Origin of the sequence: Psychrobacter sp. Ps3 (assembly GCF_022129275.1) — a bacterium.
Lineage (GTDB): Bacteria > Pseudomonadota > Gammaproteobacteria > Pseudomonadales > Moraxellaceae > Psychrobacter > Psychrobacter submarinus.
Window position 1 is genome coordinate 1 of sequence record NZ_JADQAL010000019.1, and the last position, 18,537, is coordinate 18,537.

At 44.9% G+C, this 18,537-nt stretch carries 16 protein-coding genes and 2 tRNA genes; 11 read left to right on the top strand and 7 right to left on the bottom strand.

Translation table 11 applies throughout. The annotated features are described in order from the left end of the window. Positions 1-36: 36 nt before the first annotated feature. From I3248_RS07440 to I3248_RS07460, 5 genes are all read right to left on the bottom strand, one after another. A complete protein-coding gene (locus tag I3248_RS07440) occupies positions 37-693 on the bottom strand; it encodes an integrase arm-type DNA-binding domain-containing protein (protein ID WP_238063155.1) in 657 nt (218 codons plus the stop codon). Positions 694-856: 163 nt separating this feature from the next. Then, a tRNA-Leu gene (locus tag I3248_RS07445) sits at positions 857-943 on the bottom strand. A 150-nt stretch (positions 944-1,093) separates the two neighbouring features. Continuing rightward, a tRNA-Cys gene (locus I3248_RS07450) sits at positions 1,094-1,167 on the bottom strand. A gap of 137 nt (positions 1,168-1,304) precedes the next feature. Further along, positions 1,305-1,439 carry a putative transporter small subunit gene (locus I3248_RS07455; protein ID WP_213017893.1) on the bottom strand — a complete coding sequence of 45 codons (135 nt, stop codon included), beginning with the start codon at positions 1,437-1,439 and terminating at the stop codon, positions 1,305-1,307. Between the two features lie 118 nt (positions 1,440-1,557). Then, entirely contained in the window at positions 1,558-3,210 is a 1,653-nt protein-coding gene (locus I3248_RS07460) for a sodium:solute symporter family protein (RefSeq protein ID WP_346268424.1), read from the bottom strand. A gap of 486 nt (positions 3,211-3,696) precedes the next feature. Between I3248_RS07460 and folD the strand changes: the two genes are divergently transcribed. Next, entirely contained in the window at positions 3,697-4,593 is an 897-nt protein-coding gene (folD, locus tag I3248_RS07465) for a bifunctional methylenetetrahydrofolate dehydrogenase/methenyltetrahydrofolate cyclohydrolase FolD (protein WP_201558708.1), read from the top strand. A 117-nt stretch (positions 4,594-4,710) separates the two neighbouring features. Continuing rightward, complete coding sequence (locus I3248_RS07470; protein ID WP_075103016.1) at positions 4,711-5,229, top strand: phosphate-starvation-inducible PsiE family protein; 519 nt, start codon at positions 4,711-4,713, stop codon at positions 5,227-5,229. A 119-nt stretch (positions 5,230-5,348) separates the two neighbouring features. Here the strand turns inward: I3248_RS07470 and corA are convergent, their stop codons facing one another. Beyond that, positions 5,349-6,569, bottom strand: a complete 1,221-nt coding sequence (gene corA / locus I3248_RS07475; RefSeq protein ID WP_238063157.1) for a magnesium/cobalt transporter CorA — start codon at positions 6,567-6,569, stop codon at positions 5,349-5,351. A 181-nt stretch (positions 6,570-6,750) separates the two neighbouring features. Beyond that, a complete protein-coding gene (locus I3248_RS07480; protein WP_025643740.1) occupies positions 6,751-7,140 on the bottom strand; it encodes a DUF2237 domain-containing protein in 390 nt (129 codons plus the stop codon). Positions 7,141-7,711: 571 nt separating this feature from the next. Here I3248_RS07480 and I3248_RS07485 point away from each other — a divergent pair. The 9 genes from I3248_RS07485 to I3248_RS07525 all read left to right on the top strand — a co-directional run bounded on the left by I3248_RS07485 (position 7,712) and on the right by I3248_RS07525 (position 18,388). Next, positions 7,712-9,022: an ATP phosphoribosyltransferase regulatory subunit gene (locus I3248_RS07485; RefSeq protein ID WP_238063158.1), complete on the top strand. Its 1,311-nt coding sequence runs from the start codon at positions 7,712-7,714 to the stop codon at positions 9,020-9,022. 157 nt (positions 9,023-9,179) lie between these two features. Beyond that, positions 9,180-10,469, top strand: a complete 1,290-nt coding sequence (locus tag I3248_RS07490) for an adenylosuccinate synthase (RefSeq protein WP_201558692.1) — start codon at positions 9,180-9,182, stop codon at positions 10,467-10,469. Positions 10,470-10,759: 290 nt separating this feature from the next. Next, complete coding sequence (gene ndk / locus I3248_RS07495) at positions 10,760-11,191, top strand: nucleoside-diphosphate kinase (protein ID WP_025643734.1); 432 nt, start codon at positions 10,760-10,762, stop codon at positions 11,189-11,191. A gap of 491 nt (positions 11,192-11,682) precedes the next feature. Continuing rightward, positions 11,683-12,921, top strand: coding sequence for a 23S rRNA (adenine(2503)-C(2))-methyltransferase RlmN (gene rlmN / locus I3248_RS07500; RefSeq protein WP_238063159.1), 1,239 nt, complete (start codon positions 11,683-11,685; stop codon positions 12,919-12,921). A 317-nt stretch (positions 12,922-13,238) separates the two neighbouring features. Beyond that, entirely contained in the window at positions 13,239-14,141 is a 903-nt protein-coding gene (pilW, locus tag I3248_RS07505) for a type IV pilus biogenesis/stability protein PilW (protein WP_227675604.1), read from the top strand. Then, a complete protein-coding gene (locus I3248_RS07510) occupies positions 14,132-14,950 on the top strand; it encodes a RodZ domain-containing protein (protein WP_238063160.1) in 819 nt (272 codons plus the stop codon). The genes pilW and I3248_RS07510 overlap by 10 nt, the downstream gene beginning before the upstream one ends. A 56-nt stretch (positions 14,951-15,006) precedes the next feature. Continuing rightward, positions 15,007-16,122: a flavodoxin-dependent (E)-4-hydroxy-3-methylbut-2-enyl-diphosphate synthase gene (gene ispG, locus I3248_RS07515; protein ID WP_238063161.1), complete on the top strand. Its 1,116-nt coding sequence runs from the start codon at positions 15,007-15,009 to the stop codon at positions 16,120-16,122. 67 nt (positions 16,123-16,189) lie between these two features. Next, the gene (gene hisS, locus I3248_RS07520; protein ID WP_238063162.1) at positions 16,190-17,491 is read left to right on the top strand and encodes a histidine--tRNA ligase; all 1,302 of its coding nucleotides are present in this window, start codon (positions 16,190-16,192) and stop codon (positions 17,489-17,491) included. A gap of 72 nt (positions 17,492-17,563) precedes the next feature. Then, the gene (locus I3248_RS07525) at positions 17,564-18,388 is read left to right on the top strand and encodes a tetratricopeptide repeat protein (protein ID WP_238063163.1); all 825 of its coding nucleotides are present in this window, start codon (positions 17,564-17,566) and stop codon (positions 18,386-18,388) included. Positions 18,389-18,537 lie beyond the last annotated feature (149 nt).

Genomic DNA, 18,537 nt, shown 5'->3' on the forward strand with positions numbered 1-18,537 from the left:
ACTTTGGACTTCTTTTTTTATCTTTTTTTTGAGCGCTTATCCCGAACTGGGGTTAGACTTAGCCAATTGGCTTTTGATTAATGCTGCAGGATTGCTGCTACAAAAGCCACGCGCGCCCGCATAGACGAATACGTCACTAGCGATACCTGCACAGCGCTCAGCCTTATCTGTGGGCTTGCCGGCTTTATTTAATGAGTTGGCTTGGATGTCTAATAGTACTTCAAGCATTTTAGGCGAGCTGATCTCACTAATTGGCTCATCACCAATGTAGGAACAAATCAGCTCAAGCCGACCTCTTTTGCGAATAAGTGTATTGCTCTTTTGCGTTTGATCTAAGCTATCAAAATATTCCCAAGCAAAATGATTAAAAGAGTTTTTAGTTTTACTAATAACACTGTTCTTTAATTCTTCACGATGATCTTTAGGGTCAATGTTACGGCTCAAGAGCTCTTCATAGTCACGCCAGATTTCACAGGCACGAGTGAACGAGACGTTTGGATAAACACCAAGCGATATACGTTTATTTTTTGAATGAGTAGGAGACAAGTAGCGATAAACCCAAGACTTAGTGCCGTTAGGTCTGACCATGAGATACAGCATGGGGTAGTTTTTGACAGAGACTAGGTATTCTTTGTCATCGGCTTTATGACTGCTGATACTGCGATCAGAGCTAATAGGTTTGCGTGCTGTCATAACTGATACCCCAATGTACATTTAAAAACCAGTGTACATAGTAGTGTACATCAGATGCATGGATTAGGATAGATAGAGCAGGACAGTATAGAACGCCAGATACAACAAAGCCCCTGATATCAGGGGCTTTAGCTGTTCTATAAGATAGTATAGGACTATGTAATGGTACCCGGAGCCGGACTTGAACCGGCACGCTCGTTAGAGCGAGGGATTTTAAATCCCTTGTGTCTACCAATTTCACCACCCGGGCAAAACTTGTTTTATCTAAAAAAGTAAGCTAGCTGATAGACCATCTAGTTACTAGATAAGTGCTCGATATTATAAGCCGTTATCTCAATAATGCAAGTCAAAATTGAGCTAAATTATCAAAAACAACGCGTACAATAATTGAGCTAAAAAGTGGAGGCTGGGGTCGGAATCGAACCGGCGTCTACGGATTTGCAATCCGCTGCATAACCACTGTGCTACCCAGCCAAGGGTCACTATATTAGCAAAATTAATTCAAAATACAAGCTATTTTTTGGCTAAATTGTGCTTATTTATCGTCGCACGCACGCAAGTGTTAATTAATAGAGCGAATACAAGCAGTTAGCTTACTTTAATGACATTGATTAGACAATATCTTTGTTATCGCGTTTGGCTCGTTTGATATCACGATAGGTTGCAGTGCAAATCAAGACTAGCACGGCTAAAGTGATAGCGGGCCAAATCAGGATATACAAGCCGTAAATAAAAGTGTTATCCATGTTATCTCCTTTGTATGGCTAATAAATAGGGTTTCAGTCATAGCCACTAAATCAGTTTTCAATAGTGGCTATAGACTCAAGACCGTCCTAAATTAAGCTAAGTTTTATAGCCTACCGCTTACGGGTTCTTAGAGGCGGGGGCGACCTTAGCTTTTTTATCATAGTTGCCGACGCGTTGTTTGATTAAATCAAAGTCAAAGCGCTCATTACTCATTAAGCTCACTAGCGTACAGACGATCGCACTAACGCCATAAGCCGTTAGGGAAGCGACTAACACCATATAATCACGCAAGAAGCCAGTGGCAAAGATCAACATCAAGATTAGCGTTATCAGGGCTGCACCCATACCTGCCTTACGGCCTAAGAAACCAAAGACCATCAGACCAATAACGACAGCTGCGCCAACACTCGCCATCGCCTCGAAGAATAGAGCGGTAACACCTGTGATAGGGATTAGCTCAAAACGAGCGATACAGAAGAATATCAAGGCGACAATTACCGCAGAGGTAAACGCGACATTGGTAACGCGGTTCCAAAACACGCTTGCGATGACCGGGAAGACGACCGCGCCCCATAATGCACCGACGAATACGAGCATCACTAAGATATCGAGCTTAAAGCTTGCAAATATCAGACCAGCAGCGGTGGCGACAATCATCGTACCACGGCCGACTAGCATCATCGTTCTTGGTTTGACTTGACCTTTTTTGGCGATGTTTTTACCGTAGACGTCCGCCATCATAATCGTCGATAATGCAGACAAATCAGAGTCTGCCGTTGAAGATAATGAGCCGATAACTAAAATAAAGAACAGTGCAATAAATAACGGATGCAGATAAGTGCTGACCATTTGCGGAATCAGATTATTCATATCGCCATTTAGCGGCTCGACACCGATGGTCAAAGCCATTAGACCTATCATACCTAGACCGATGACGATACCTGCGTAACCGATAGTGGCAGTAACAAAGGTGGGTTTGATTTTGTCTTGATCAATGGCGAATAGCCTTTGGGTAATCGTCTGGTTACCGATAGCATATGCTAATACCGCGACGAAGAAAGGCGCACCTTGCTGCAAGAAAGCTTCTGATGAAAAGAAGTCTTGCTGCTCAAGAGTTAGATTGGACAGCCCTTCTACCATGACGCTAGGACCACCCATAGAGAACAATACAGCCGGAATAATTACCACGCCGATAGCCATTAAGGCGACAAGCTGAGCGAAATCGGTAAAGACAGATGCTCGAAAGCCTGAGGTTAGCGTATAGCTTAAGACGCCGATACCAGCGATAAGTACACCGGTCTGAAACGATAACGGTGAGAGTACGGAAACTAAGGCGCCGGCGGCGGTGAAGTTGACCATCAAGCTAATTAAGCTGCCCATAAGGTTAGATATGGCTAAAATCAATTGGCTTGATGAACCGTGGCGGGCGTGAATAAGCTCGCCTAAAGTGTGACCGTTAGGGGCCAGTTCGCGAAAGCGCATGCCAAATGGGTAGATGAATAAAATCATCAATGCGCCCCAAAAGCCATAATGAATCGGACCGGACACACCGTATTTATAACCAGAAGTGGCCGCAGCATAAAAGGAGGCTGCCCAAATCCAAGTGGCGGTCATACTAGCGGCGCCCATACCGAAACCAACGCCGTGCCCTGCGACCATAAACCCACTGGTCGATTCTTTGTCTTTTTTGATCAGTAAAGAGAGTAAGTAAGTACCCCCATAAAAAGCGACTAACAGTAAAATAACGGTTAGCGCCGAAAATTGAAACAGTGACTCGTTTTGCAAATTCGCACCTCACTATACTTATCATTGACGTCATAAACTGACATAGATAGAAACGTAAAAAAGATAAATACCAAAGGAGTAGACCATTAGTATTTGATTTTTGTGTCAATAACCTAACACAGATGTAACTTCAAATCTAATGACCGCCCAGTTAACTTTTCTTCGCTTAACTTTGTGAGAATGCAAGAATCGCAAGCTCAGCTCTTACTGCAAATCTTAATATATGCACTATTACTTACACTATTAGGAAGTAACGCGAGAAGGAATAAAAAGGCTTAATGCGTGTTAAATAAGCTTCAATGTAACTTCGATATAACTTGGATATAACTTGGATATAAAAAAGCAGCTAAGTTTATGAAAGGCATTTTAATAGGTATAAGTGGGTAGGCTTTTGGCTGTAACAGAGGTACAATATCACGCGTGAATTATACGGGTTTCCTTTCTGTTCATCGCCAAAACTTTGGAGTTATCATGTCAAGTGCGTCAAACACTACTGAGCCATCAACTGAGCAAAAATCCGCTACGCTGTTAGATGGCAAAGCGCTCGCCAAACAGATAGAGCAGTCTCTGAGCCAGCGCGTGGCTACGCTCAAGGATAAGACGGGACGTACCCCAAGCCTTGCGACGATTTTGGTCGGTGCCGATCCTGCCTCCGCAACTTATGTACGTATGAAAGGCAATGCCTGCAAGCGTGTCGGTATGGACTCAATCAAGGTGGAGCTGCCATCCGAGACCACCACCGAGCAGCTCAAAGCAAAAATTGACGAGCTCAATAATAATCCAGATGTGCATGGTATTTTATTACAGCACCCTGTACCTGCTCATATCGATGAGCGTGCTTGTTTTGAGCAAATCGACTTGGCAAAAGATGTTGATGGCGTCACTTGCTTAGGTTTTGGTCGTATGAGTATGGGAGAGGCGGCATATGGCTCTTGTACGCCGCAGGGCATCATGCATCTGCTAGCGCACTATGATATCGAGCTATCCGGTAAGCAGGCTGTGGTGGTCGGGCGTAGTCCGATCTTAGGTAAGCCGATGGCGATGATGCTATTAAATGCGAACTGTACTGTGACGATTTGCCATTCAAGAACCGAAGATTTGCAAGCGCATGTACAGCGCGCTGATATTGTCGTTGGCGCGGTCGGCGTACCTGAGCTGATTAAAGCCGAGTGGATTAAACCCGGCGCGGTAGTGGTCGATGCCGGCTTCCATCCTACGGATAACGGCGGCGTTGGTGATATCGAGATGACGGGCGTGGCTGATATTGCTAGTGCCTATACGCCAGTACCAGGCGGTGTCGGGCCAATGACGATCAATACCTTGATTCGCCAAACCGTTGAAGCTGCAGAAAAGGCTGCAGGTTTGTAGACTGGTACAACTATTAAATAAATGATAGATTCGAATATTCATTGCTCATAGATAAGGCGTCTGATGCTATAGATTATCAGACCAAATCAACCAAACAAAAAGTTGATAGGTTCCCACATGTCTAAAAAAAATGTAGATCTTCATGAGCGTTTACAGCATATTGGCAGAGAGTTCGTCGATATTTGCCACTATATTATTTTATTTTTGATCAGTTTGGTGGTGATCTGGACAGCAGGTAAAGAGTTTATTGTTATTATTCAAAAAGGTTCAGCGGCGCTAAAAGATATTTTGATGTTATTTATTTATCTAGAGCTGCTTGCTATGATTGGCATTTATTTTAAGACCCATCGCTTACCTGTACAGTTTTTAATCTTTATTGCCATAACAGCACTGTCACGACATCTAGTAGTAGATGTCCAAGCGGTATCTGACTACTTTCACTTGTGGCTACTCGCAACGATTTCTGTAGTGATAATCTTACTAAGTGCCTCGATAGTTGTACTCACATGGACAGCCCGAACCTATGGTCGACCAGAGGATAATTTAGATAGTGCTCACGTCAATTCTACTACAAAAGCGTTACTACCTGACAACGCTCAGGCACCTAAGAGCAACACGAAGCATCGCCGTGAATAGAGAAGTAATTGCCACAGTTAGACCATAAGAACAGTTAGACCATAAGAAAGGACGGAGTTCTGTGCAATACAGAACTCCGTCCTTGATATAAAATTAGCTCGTCTAAGATTTGTATGGCTTTACAGCCATTTTACCTTTTTAAACTTATAGTATAAGTAGCTACAAGTCGTCGCAATCAAAAATAGAATAACAAAATAAGAGTATTTCCAATGCAGCTCAGGCATAAAGTCGAAGTTCATGCCATAGAGCCCAGCGACGGCAGTCGGTACTGCCAGTATACCGGCCCAAGCAGCAAGCTTTCGCACCACCTCGTTTTGACCCATATTGACCATAGCCATATAGGTATCCATAGCTAAGCTTAGCATCTCATTGAGGCCATTAACCGCATCTAGTGAGCGCAGCAGATGGTCATTAATATCTCGAAAGTAAGGCTTAGCAGCGTTAGGGAAGGCGGGTACTAAATCGCTTTTTTGATGATTAATGAAGAAGTTACAGATGTCTTGTACTGGCAAGATTACCGCGCGCATATGTACCAGTTGCGACTTAATCTCATAGAGGTTTTTTAGGGTGTCTTTATTAAACTCATAAGTAAAGATATTACGCTCTTGCTCGCGTAAGTAGCTGCCGAGTCTATCGGTGATGGGCAAGTAGTTATCGACAATAAAGTCGAGAACAGCGTGCAAGATAAAGATAGGCCCCATTCTTAGCTTTTCGGGGCGCAGATGACAGTGCTCGCGGATCGGCGCATAGGCGTTTGAGGGACCCGTACGGATAGTGATGAGATAGTTTTTACCCATAAATATCGCAGTTGTGCCGTAGCGGATATAATTATTTTCAAGCTTGGCGGTACGAACGACCAAGAATACCGTATCATTGTTATAGGCTTCGATTTTGGCACGTTGGTTGTCCGAAAACGCATCTTCTATAGCCAGCTCATGCAGATCAAAAGCGTTTTGCACTTCGGCAATGGTCTGTAAGCTCGGCTCATAAAGCCCTAACCAAATAAACTGGTTATTATTGGTCAAAGCTTTATTCACATCGCCAAGCGCCAACTGACTGATTTGTTTACCGGTCTTACGCGAGTAGGAGTAGCAGTTGACCACTTCAGCTTCGCTTGAGACGACAATATCCTCATAACGCTCTGAGTCGGGGTCGTAGACGGTCATGGTCTCAAGCGTATCTTCTTCCGTCGCTTCTGCATCACCGTAAATATAGCTGTCGTAATCGACTAAGTTTAGCGGCGCCTCAACATTGTCACCATTGTCAGAGTAGATACGTTCGATGTTAGAATCTGGGGCGATACGTATCGTCTGGAGTGACGGCTCATCATCACGGTGCATACACGCTCTTCCTCGTCGTTAAAGCCTAGCTGTTAAAGATTAGTCGTTAAAATTAAATCTTTATATAAAAGTATCTTTATCACATAGGACTTGCCGCATCTTAGACAGTGCAGGGGACGCAAATGTGCAAGACACCTAATATCACTAGTCAAATATTGAGACCTAAATAGCAAGCGGAAGACTATAAAGCATAACGCTTTAAGGTGTCGATATCGACAAGCGTCAGTAAGCTCTCATGACAAGCTTCAAGCTTAATAGGCGGCGCGATATCGAAGTCCAATGCTTCAACCCAGCGTAATGCACAGATACACCAATAATCACCGGGCTTTAAACCAGCAAAATTATACTCAGGTAAAGGGGTGATGAGGTCATTACCGCGACTCGATGAAAAGTTCAAAAATTCGCTAGTCATCTTAGCGCAGACTGTATGTTGGCCAACATCTTGGTTGCCAGTATGACAAAAACCGTTACGATAATAACCGGTGATAGGATCAAAGCAGCAGCTAGCCAGTGCAGTGCCTAGTACATTGGTTTGATTGATCTCGGGGTTAGGATGATAATCTGTGGACATAAAAATTCCAAAAAAAATATGAGTTAGTGTAACACGGGTCTAGCGCATAGAGATAAGCCAAAAACGCCTACTTTGTTAGCAAATGATTATTGACGCTCCACTGCGCTTACCTCTACCAGGGGAGTCTTAGCGCTTTTTAAGGACTGCTGTCTATAGCTGTTGAAAAGTGCTGAGTAATCGGTAGCCATCGCTAGTGATTACTCAGAATTGTGACTAGTCGAATCTTAACGGCTATGCTAAACTAAATCCTCAAGTGCTGTGAGCATTTCGCGTCAGTGTGTTCAAACGTTTTATGTTATATATCTAATATAGTATGTCAAATGTTTGAAGTGCACAGCGATAGCTTTTATCACCCTCGTCTATTTATTATCATAATTAAAAACGACTATACTTAAATCGGTCAACTATATAACGATCTAGATTTTGCATGACCTAAACTGAAAAATATTTGGTATTGAGATGACCTAGTTGCTTTATACGGATTGGGTCAGTGATAGTGCGTGCTAAAAATACAAACCGCTCATAAACTTATCGTATCGCGTTTGCGCGATAAGCCAAACAAGGATTTATTGTGTCTGTCAGTTCTGATTCTACTAGTTTTGCTCACTCCTCTTCGGCGACTCAGCAGAGTACCCAAACGACACCTACAGGGGCTAATAATGGCCTATCTTACTTAAGTAATCATGCCGCTGAAGTGGCGAATAATTGGCTACTACCGGATGGGGTTGGCGATGTACTGTTTTCTGCGGCCCAAAAACAAGAAGTGCTGCGTTATCAGCTCATCCAGCAGCTGATCACTCATGGCTATCAGCCAGTCAGTCCTCCTTTGATTGAATATACCGAGTCATTATTGAGTGAGGCCTCAGAGGACCTTAAGCGGCAGACATTCAAGATTATCGATCAGTTGACCGGCCGCTTGATGGGTCTGCGCGCCGATATCACGCCGCAGATTCTACGTATCGACGCGCATCACGGTAAAGGCATAGCGCGCTATTGTTATGTGGGTCACGTCATCCATACGCTGCCCTCAGGATTATTTGGCTCACGCACACCGCTGCAGTTGGGCGCTGAGATCTTTGGCTATGATGATCTAAAGGCGGATATTGAGCTTATAGATGTATTATTTACTATGGTCAATGGCTTGAGTCTAAAGGCAAGTCTCCATATCGATTTAGGTCACGTGGCGATATTTAAACGCTTAGCTGAGCTGGCACAGTTATCTACCAGTGATACCGACCAGCTGATGACGCTGTATGCTAATAAAAACCTACCAGAGCTTAAGCGCATAAGTAAAGCTCTGCCGATGGGGGACGATTTTTATGCGTTAGCGCGCTATGGTCATGATATGACTGAACTGCTGGCTAAGCTATCTGCTACGGCTAAGCAAGATACCAAGATTGCGCAAGCAGTCGACGAATTACAACGCTTGAGTACACATCTGCAGCAGCAATGGCAGTGCGATGTCAGTATCGATGTCACCGAACTATCAGGTTATCATTATCATACGGGTATCGTCTTCAACGGTTATATCAATAGTGAGACCCAGCCACTAGTGCGCGGCGGTCGCTTCGATGGTATGCAAAGTCAGGACAGTCAACTGACCGATGCTCAAGCGCCGCGTGCCGCGACTGGGTTTAGTATGGATGTCAGCCGATTGCTGGCACATATTGAGCTTGCAGCGCCAGCGGTAGTCATTGTTGATTATACTGACATGACTGAGGCCGATAGTGCGCGCAAACAAGCGTTACAACAGCAAATCGAAAATTGGCGTCAGCAAGGGTACCGGGTTATAGTGCCTTTGAGCGAAGATGACTGTCCAGCTGATGTTACCCATCGTTTAAGCCTAGCTGATGAGAGCTGGCAATTAATTAATATCAATTAATCAGTACAGTACCGAAATATATAGTGGCGGGGTAACGCGCCCTAACACTGAATTCAATATCTGATTCAATCCATAGCTAAGTCTGATAACTCGCTTAGCTGTTTAATTTAATAGTCGTTTATTAACCTACTCAAATACATTACTGTAAGGATCTATCATGGGTAAGAATGTCGTAGTTTTAGGAAGCCAATGGGGCGATGAAGGTAAAGGCAAAATCGTCGATTTGCTTACCGAAAAGTCCTCAGCAGTGGCGCGTTTTCAGGGCGGTCACAATGCAGGGCATACGCTAGTCGTCGATGGCAAAACTACCGTACTGCATCTCATTCCTTCTGGTATTTTGCGTGATGATGTCACTTGCTTCATCGGTAATGGTGTGGTCTTAGCTCCTGATGCTCTACTCAAAGAGATGAAGGAGCTTGAGGATAATGATGTACCAGTACGCGAGCGCCTGCGTATCTCGCCAAATTGCCCGCTTATCATGCCGTATCACGTGGCACTCGATCAAGCGCGTGAAGCCAAACGCGGTTCAGGTAAAATCGGTACCACTGGCCGCGGCATCGGTCCTGCATACGAAGACAAAGTCGCACGCCGAGCGATCAAGCTTGCTGACTTGTTCCGGGATGACTTAGAAGAAAAACTACGTAACCTTATCGAGTATCATAACTTCCAGTTGACTCAGTACTATAAAGTCGATGCGATTGACTTTGATGAGACTTATCAGCTGTGCCAACAGTGGCGCGACGAGATCAAAGGCATGGTTACTGATGTGACCGAAGATTTGAACCAGCTGCGTCTAGCGGGCAAGAACTTAATGTTTGAGGGCGCGCAAGGCACGCTACTTGATATCGATCACGGCACTTATCCGTTTGTGACCAGCTCAAGCGTAACGGCAGGCGGCGTTTCTACCGGTACGGGTATTGGTCCGTTATACTTGGACTACGTATTGGGTATCACTAAGGCTTATACCACGCGTGTTGGTAGCGGTCCATTCCCAACGGAGCTATTCGATGATGTTGGCGCGCATTTAGCCAAAGTTGGTCATGAGTTTGGCGCAACAACAGGCCGCGCCCGTCGCTGCGGTTGGTTCGATGCCGAAGCGCTACGCCGTGCGGTCGTACTAAACTCACTATCAGGTATTTGCTTGACTAAGCTTGATGTGTTGGATGGTTTAGACGAGCTTCTGATCGGTGTTGGCTATAACTTGCCTGAGACAGAATGCGCAGGCGCTCATGATGCCGAATTCTACGAAGCGGTTACGCCTAAGTATGAGACATTGCAAGGCTGGAGCGAGTCGACTGTCGGTATCACCAACTATGACGATCTACCAGAGAACGCCAAGATCTACATCAAACGTATTGAAGAGCTGATTAATTGCCCAGTCGATATCATCTCAACCGGCCCTGACCGCGAAGAGACTATCGTCCTACGCGATCCATATGATGCGTAAGCGATAAAGCGCTAGAAGTATAATCAAATCCCAGTGTCTAAATTATACAAGGCACTGGGATTTTTTAATCAGATGAGGGTATTTACGGTTTAGCAAGACACAATCATAAATTAACCCTATCATTTATAGTGTTAATCATTATAATAGTCAGCAATCATCCACTAAGGGCAGTGTGTTCGCATTGATAACGCACTAGTTTATCGGTTTATTTAGCTGAATTGGTGTGATGATCACAGATAACTTACCTCTTTATTTTACGGCTAACTCAATCCACTTTATAGGAGCTTTTCATGGCTAACGAACGTACTCTATCTATTATCAAACCTGACGCAGTTGCTGGCAATCATATCGGCGCTATCTATGATCGCTTTGAGCAAGCGGGTCTAAAAATCGTTGCTGCTAAAATGATGCAACTTGATGACGAAAAAGCGGGCGGCTTTTACGCTGAGCACGCTGAGCGTCCATTCTACAACGACCTAAAGTCATTCATGACCTCAGGCCCAGTATTAGTATCAGTATTAGAAGGCGAGAACGCTATCGCTAAGCATCGCGAAATCATGGGCGCAACTAACCCAGCTGATGCAGACAAAGGTACTATCCGTGCAGATTTTGCTAGCAGCATCGACGAAAACGCCGTTCATGGTTCAGATTCTGCTCAGTCCGCTGAGCGTGAAATCAGCTACTTCTTCAATGATAATGAAGTGTGTGCTCGTACTCGCTAATTCATACGTTGATCAGTATGGACGAGTATTGAGGCGTTGCTGTTAATAGGTTATGTTGGGGTTTAGTATTTATAACTACCAGCAGTTGACTGCTAGTCAGCCTATAGTCATTTATTCAATAGTAGCGCAAGACGGCTTATACTCAGTAGGGTGTAAGCCGTTTCTACTATCAGCTACTCACTTCATAGTCTAAGCGTTGAACGTTGAAATAACCTAGGATTACCCTAATATTCAGTATAGCGTTACGATTATCGGATTATCGTAAGTCTCATTGTTATGCAAATAACTACTATACCAATCTAATCTAACTATAAAAGCGCTCAAGTAACTTTCTAGGGTTCACTAGGGCTCATAGCGTTAGCAATCCCTTATCAGCATCTCATTATCAGTGACCAAATAAAACGAGAGCTGATATAATAACGCTCATAATGGATTGCTCATGCTCCACAATATTGCACAAGCTTTTTAGCTCAGGCAAAAAGGTATTTATTATGTCCATGGTACAAACATCCACTCCGTCAGCTGACACTCAGACTAAGACTAATCTCTTGGGTATGACCCAAGAGCAGCTTGCCGATTACTTCAAAAGTATTGGCGAGAAGCCTTTTCGCGCCACCCAAGTGATTAAGTGGATATACCAATACGGCGTCACTGACTTTGAGCAGATGACTAATTTGAGTAAATCCCTGCGAGAAAAGTTAGCGCAGCACGCTTGCGTCACTGCGCCCAAGGTTATTCATCGTCAATATAGCGATGATGGAACCCGTAAGTGGGTGTTCGAGGTCACTGGTGGCTCACTGGTTGAGACCGTGCTGATACCTGCTGACGATAGTAAAGTCGATGGACGTAAGACTCTGTGTATCTCATCACAAGTGGGCTGCGCGCTTGATTGCAGCTTTTGTAGTACTGGTAAGCAAGGCTTTGAGCGCGATCTCTCCGCCGCTGAGATCGTAGGTCAGCTATGGGTTGCGAATGCCTCTTATATGAGCGATGAGAATGACAGCTTAGAGCATGTCGATCATAGTCTTTGGGAGAATAAAGTCACTAACGTCGTTATGATGGGCATGGGCGAACCTTTATTAAACTATAAGCCTGTAGTTGGCTCGATGGAGCTTATGCTTAGCGATCATGCTTACGGCTTATCTAAGCGCCGGGTGACGCTCTCAACCTCAGGTGTTGTGCCAAAGATGTATCAATTAGCGCAAGATATCGATGTCGCTTTAGCTATCTCGTTGCATGCGCCTAATGATGAGCTACGTAATGAGCTAGTACCTATTAATAAAAAGTATCCGCTAGCAGAGCTGATGGCCGCTGCTCGTAACTATGTGTTCGATGCTAATCCGCGCCACAAAAAACACGTCACTATCGAGTATGTGATGTTAGATGGCGTCAATGATAGTGATGTACACGCGCGCCAGCTAGTCGCGCTGTTAGGCGATTTACCAAGCAAAATTAACTTAATACCTTTTAATCCGTTCCCGCACGCCGATTATGGTAAATCGAGCAATAACCGTATTCATGCTTTTAGTGATATTTTGAGCCAAGCGGGTTTTGTCTGTACCATTCGTCAAACTCGCGGCGATGATATCGATGCCGCATGTGGTCAGCTCGTCGGGCAAGTGGCCGATCGTACGCGCCGCTCAGAGAAGTGGCAGCAAAGCATCAAAGATAGAAGCGCGCAAGCCGTTACTATTAAAGATAGCCGCTTTAAGCGCGATGCCAAGGCCTAAACGAATTCCCAAACAAAGTCCCAAACAGAGTCTCAGTACAGTGACAAAGTGACAGGGCGAAAACAGTGTAATATAAGTGCAATAAGCCTTAACAAATAGCGTGAGTAATTATTGAGCCCTTAAGGTAGATAAGAGGTAGACTAACGGTTTTTATCGGTATAAAGTCATATAAATTCAATAGCTAAGTACTTGTTACAAGGTACTAAGTTTACAAGGTACTAAGTTATAAGATGCTAAGGGATTAATATGATGTTAGTAAAACCAAGGATTTAGGGGCTATGAGTGATGATAAAATTTGTAAATCAAGGCGTTCGTCTATGACTATCAAACCATATACCTCGCATAATCCGCCAACCGCTTTGACGAAGCTCATTAAGCTTACTAAAGCCCGAGTAATGATGAGTGGCTTGTCAGCTTTGTTACTAGCAGGCTGTCAAAGCACAACCGATCCTGACTTGACAGGTAGTACCCGTTATCAGGGGTCTGCGCCAGTAAGTAATAGTAAAAACCTGAATAAACAAGAGATTGCTCGCGTTCGCACCTCACTTGCTGCCCAGTATATCCGTAAAAACGAGCTTGATGCCGCCCAGCGTCAACTCGAAAAAGCTTTCGCTGCTAATAGCCGATACGCGCCAGCCTATGATATGATGGGCGTTTTATTGCAGCAAGAAGGCAGCCGTCTTAATCTTGAAAAGGCGGATGCGTACTTCAAAAAAGCGATTGCGCTTGACGGCGACTTTGAACAGGCCCGTAATAATTACGGAGTTTATCTGTCGCAGATGAAGCGCTATAGTGAGGCGGCTCAGCAGTTTGAAATTGCAGGCTCTGCTTTAGGTTATGAAGGCCGTATTAGTGCTCTAGAGAATCTAGGACGCACTTATTTACAGCTGAATGATAGTGCTGCTGCGGCAAAAGCATTTTTGCGCGCTTTAGATGGCAATCGCAATAGCTTAGTGGCTCATATCGAGCTGGTTGATTTATTATTGGCCCAAAACCGCGTACAGCAAGCGCAGCGCTTGTATGATGAGACGCTAATATTGGTTCAAGGGCAGGGCATCAGTCCGCGTCTGCTACTGCAGGGAATCAAATTGGCCGAAGCGCAAGGCGATAGCAACCAGCGTCAACAGTTATCGCGTCAATTATTATCCGCTTATCCGTTAAGTGATGAAGCAAAACAACTCAAGACTTGGCTTAACAATCCAGAGGCACCATGGCAATGACCGAACCATCACTAAATACCCAACTCAATGCGCAAAACTCATTTGGTGCCATGCTGCAACAAGCTCGCAATACTCAACAAATCAGCTTGGAGACGGCAGCCGCTGAGCTGTTTATTCTAAAGCGTCACTTGCAAGCGCTTGAAAACGAGAATTTTGCAGAGCTGCCGCAAGTCGCTTTTGCACGCGGTTTTGCGATTAACTATGCTAAATACTTACGCCTAGATCCTAATACGGTCGCAAGTGCCTTTGATGCTGCTTATCCTAATGAGCTAAAAGACCGCTCAGCGAATAACACCGAATCTTTATTACAGCCGATGGGGACGCTACAGCGCGATACGAGTAGCCGTATTCGTATCAACCCCTTATTGATAATCGGAGTTATCGTACTTATTGTTTTGGCTTTCTTTTTGTTTCGTATGGTGAGTAACGCTAGCCGCGATAGCGAAACAGCTGCGCCTGTGATTGATGATATCACGGCTACAGAACAAGCTCAGGGCGCAGCAGTAGTGACTGACGACGATAGTATTGGTGCTTCAGGCTCAGCGCTGAATCTAGGCGATGATAGTCAAAGCAATGCTACATTAGAAGTTAAGTTGACCGATGCTGTCGATGTCAATATTGCTGATGCATCAGGCAATAGTTTGATGAATGGCGAGCAGACCAGAGGGAATTATACCTTAATAGGAGTGCCACCGTTTAGTATTCAGATCGATGACGTCGATAATGCCAGTTTAGTGCTTGATCAACAAGCAGTGGCGCTTGAGCAGTATACGACCGGCAATCGCGCTATATTTGAGCTTGCACCATAAGAGTATAGCTCTTAATATTTAGAAATATTCTATATACTTTAAGTAAAGGATTTTGTATGTCTACATCAACGCCTATTCATCGCCGCCCTACCAAAAAAATACATGTCGGTAGCGTAGCAATTGGCGGCGATGCACCGATCAGTGTGCAAAGTATGACCAATACTGATACTTGTGATGTGGCAGCTACAGTAGCGCAAATTCAGCGCTGCGTGGAGGCGGGCGCGGATATGATGCGCGTATCGACTCCAACGATGGATACAGTCAAAGCCTTTAGTGAGATTCGTAAGCAGGTCAGCGTACCGCTTATCGCCGATGTGCATTTTGATCATAAAATTGCACTGGCCGTCGCTGAAGCCGGCGCTGATTGCTTGCGTATTAACCCAGGTAATATCGGTAGTGACGCTAAGGTGCGTGAAGTTGTAGCCTGTGCTAGACATCATAATATTCCGATTCGCATTGGCGTCAATGCCGGCTCTTTAGAAAAAGAAATTCAGCGTAAGTACACGGAACCAACCGGCGAGGCGATGCTTGAGTCTGCCATGCGTCATATCGATATTCTTGAGCGTCTCAATTTCGATCAGTATAAAGTCTCAGTCAAAGCCAGCAATGTGTTTTTGACGATGGATGCCTATCGTTTGATATCAGCGCAGATAGATAATCCGCTACATCTAGGAGTGACAGAAGCGGGCGTCTATCGTACTGGTGCGGTCAAGTCGGCTATTGCTCTGGGCGGGCTGTTACTCGATGGTATTGGCGATACTATTCGCATCTCTTTAGCGGCTGAGCCTGAAGAGGAGATAAAAATTGGCTTTGATATTCTAAAGTCACTAAATATCCGCTCTAACGGCGTAAACTTCATTGCTTGCCCAAGCTGCTCGCGTCAAGAGTTTGATGTCATTAAGGTGATGACGGCATTAGAGTCGCGCTTAGAAGATATTCGTGAACCGATGAACTTATCGGTGATTGGCTGTAAAGTAAATGGCCCAGGTGAGGCTAAGGAGGCCGATATCGGTATCGTCGGCGCCGCGCCTAAGTCTTTGGTCTACCGGATGGGCGACAAGAGTCATCTCATCGATACCAATAACTTAGTGGACGAAATCGAAGATATGGTACGCGCCCACGCCGCAGAGATTGCTAAGTCACGCGAAAATGAAATTATTCGCGTCGGCTAGTGCTTCATAAAACAGACATTTCAAAATAAAAAACAATCGCAATAGAGTTTGAGGGTATAACCGCACCATGATTAAAGCTATTAAAGGGTTCAATGATATTTTGCCACAGCAATCGGCAAAGTGGTTACGCCTAGAAGCCGTTTTACAAAATGTACTGAGCCGTTATGGCTACGAGAATATCCGCTTACCTATTGTTGAGCAGACCGATCTGTTTGCTCGTGCTATCGGCGGCGCAACTGACATTGTCGAAAAAGAGATGTATAGTTTTGCCGATAAGTCAGAGCCGCCAACGCCTCTAACTTTGCGCCCTGAAGGCACGGCAGGCGCGGTACGCGCGGTTATCGAGCATAACTTACTGCGCGGCGATACGCCCAAACTTTGGTACATCGGCCCGATGTTTCGCTACGAGCGCCCGCAAAAGGGGCGTTATCGTCAGTTCCATCAGCTTGGAGTCGAGAGCTTCGGTAGTGCTTTGCCCGATGCGGATGCTGAGCTGATTGCGATGACGGATCTTATGTGGCAAGAGCTTGGCCTCAAAAATGAGATGCGCCTACAGCTCAATAGCTTAGGCGAGAGTGATGAGCGTCGTGCTTATCGTGATGCTCTAGTGCGTTATTTGACCGATAAGCAAGAGCAGCTCGATGAAGACAGTAAGCGCCGCTTAACGACCAATCCGCTACGGATTTTGGATAGCAAAGACGCGAGTACGCAAGCGTTATTGAATGATGCGCCAAAGCTCGCTGACTTTTTGGGTACGGAGAGTATGGCGCACTTTGAGCAAGTACAGGCGTATTTGACAGAGCTTGGCATCGATTTTGAGATTAACCCGCATCTAGTGCGTGGTCTTGATTATTATAACAAGACCGTCTTTGAGTGGGTGACTGACAAGCTAGGCAGCCAAGCTACGGTTTGTGCTGGCGGCCGCTACGATGGTCTAATTGGCCAGTTAAAATCAATGGACAATAAAGGCAAAGCCCAAGAGAGTAAGCCAGTAAAGTCTGAGCCTGCTGTTGGTTTTGCTATGGGTCTTGAGCGCTTGTTATTATTGATAGAAGCGGTTGCGCCTTTTACAGAAGACTCTGCATGTGATGTCTTTGTTGCCGCGCATCCTGAAGTATATAGCGCTGGTATCGCTTACGCGCAAAATCTGCGCTATAAGCGCCCAGATCTGCGTGTAAAGATGGCGAGCGCGACTAGCCTGAAAGCGCAAATGAAAAAAGCGGATAAGTCAGGCGCTGCGTTAACGGTGATTATTGCGCAGCAAGAGCTGGATCAGCAAATGATTAGTATCAAAGATATGCAAAATGGTGAGCAAAAAAACGTGCCTCAAGATTGGTTGGCGGATAGCGCTAACTTTTTGGGTCAGTAGTCTTAGCTCAGATATTAACAAGCAACCATTTCTCATAAAGTATTCATTATAAACTTCATCAGGTAAATACCCATGGCTTTGAATCCTAGTTCGCCAAACTCAGACAATTCGATGCAAGCGCTAAAACAGTATGGTGGCAATATTGTCACTATTATATTGTTAGCGTTGGCTGGCTATTTTGGTTGGACTTATTGGCAAAATAACCATGCCCGTGTGGATACGGTAGCTGCCGACCAGTATGCAGATATTCAGCTGTTAAACGAGCAAGTCAGCTTGGCGGCGCAAAACCCAGATTTAGAAGACGATGCTTTAGCAGCACTGAGCGAAAGCCGCGAGCAGCTAAGTGATGATATCGATAGCTTAGTCAGCGCTCACGGTGATTCAGTATACGCTTGGCAAGCACTAATGATGAAAGCGCGGATGCAAGTAGATAATGATGATTTTACAGGCGCGGCAGCAAGCCTCAAGCAAGCCCTAGCTATCGATTTAGATGATGCAGGGCTCAAAGCTATTACACGTCTGCGTTACGCGCAGGTGTTATTAGCCAATGATGAGCTAGAAGCGGCATTATCTGAAGCTAAAAGCGATGTGCCCATCTCCTTTGAAGCAAGCCAGCAAGAGCTACTAGGTGATATTTACCAAGCGCAAAATGATAAAAAGGCGGCGATTAATGCTTATAATAATGCTTGGAATCTAATCAGCGAGCGTAATGAAGAGCGCGCAGTACTGGCGCTAAAAATGGAGAGCTTAGGTATCTACCCTGAACCCATCAAAGCTCAAGACAGTCTTATCCAGCAGCCAGCAGCACCGCAAGGATTGACGGTAGATAATACCGTAATGATGGATAATGACAGTGATGCTATCAATGAAAATAATAATAGCAACGAGCCTGAATAATCGACACAGTAAGTCAGTCATATCCTTTGCGCTGTAGAGACTGATAAAGCTCAGTGTGAACCCAAACTAGTTTTAACCCTAATTATAGTAGTGGCTGTGCAATAAAGACTGATATTATCTTTAGCTATAGCTTCTTATTGACCGTTAAT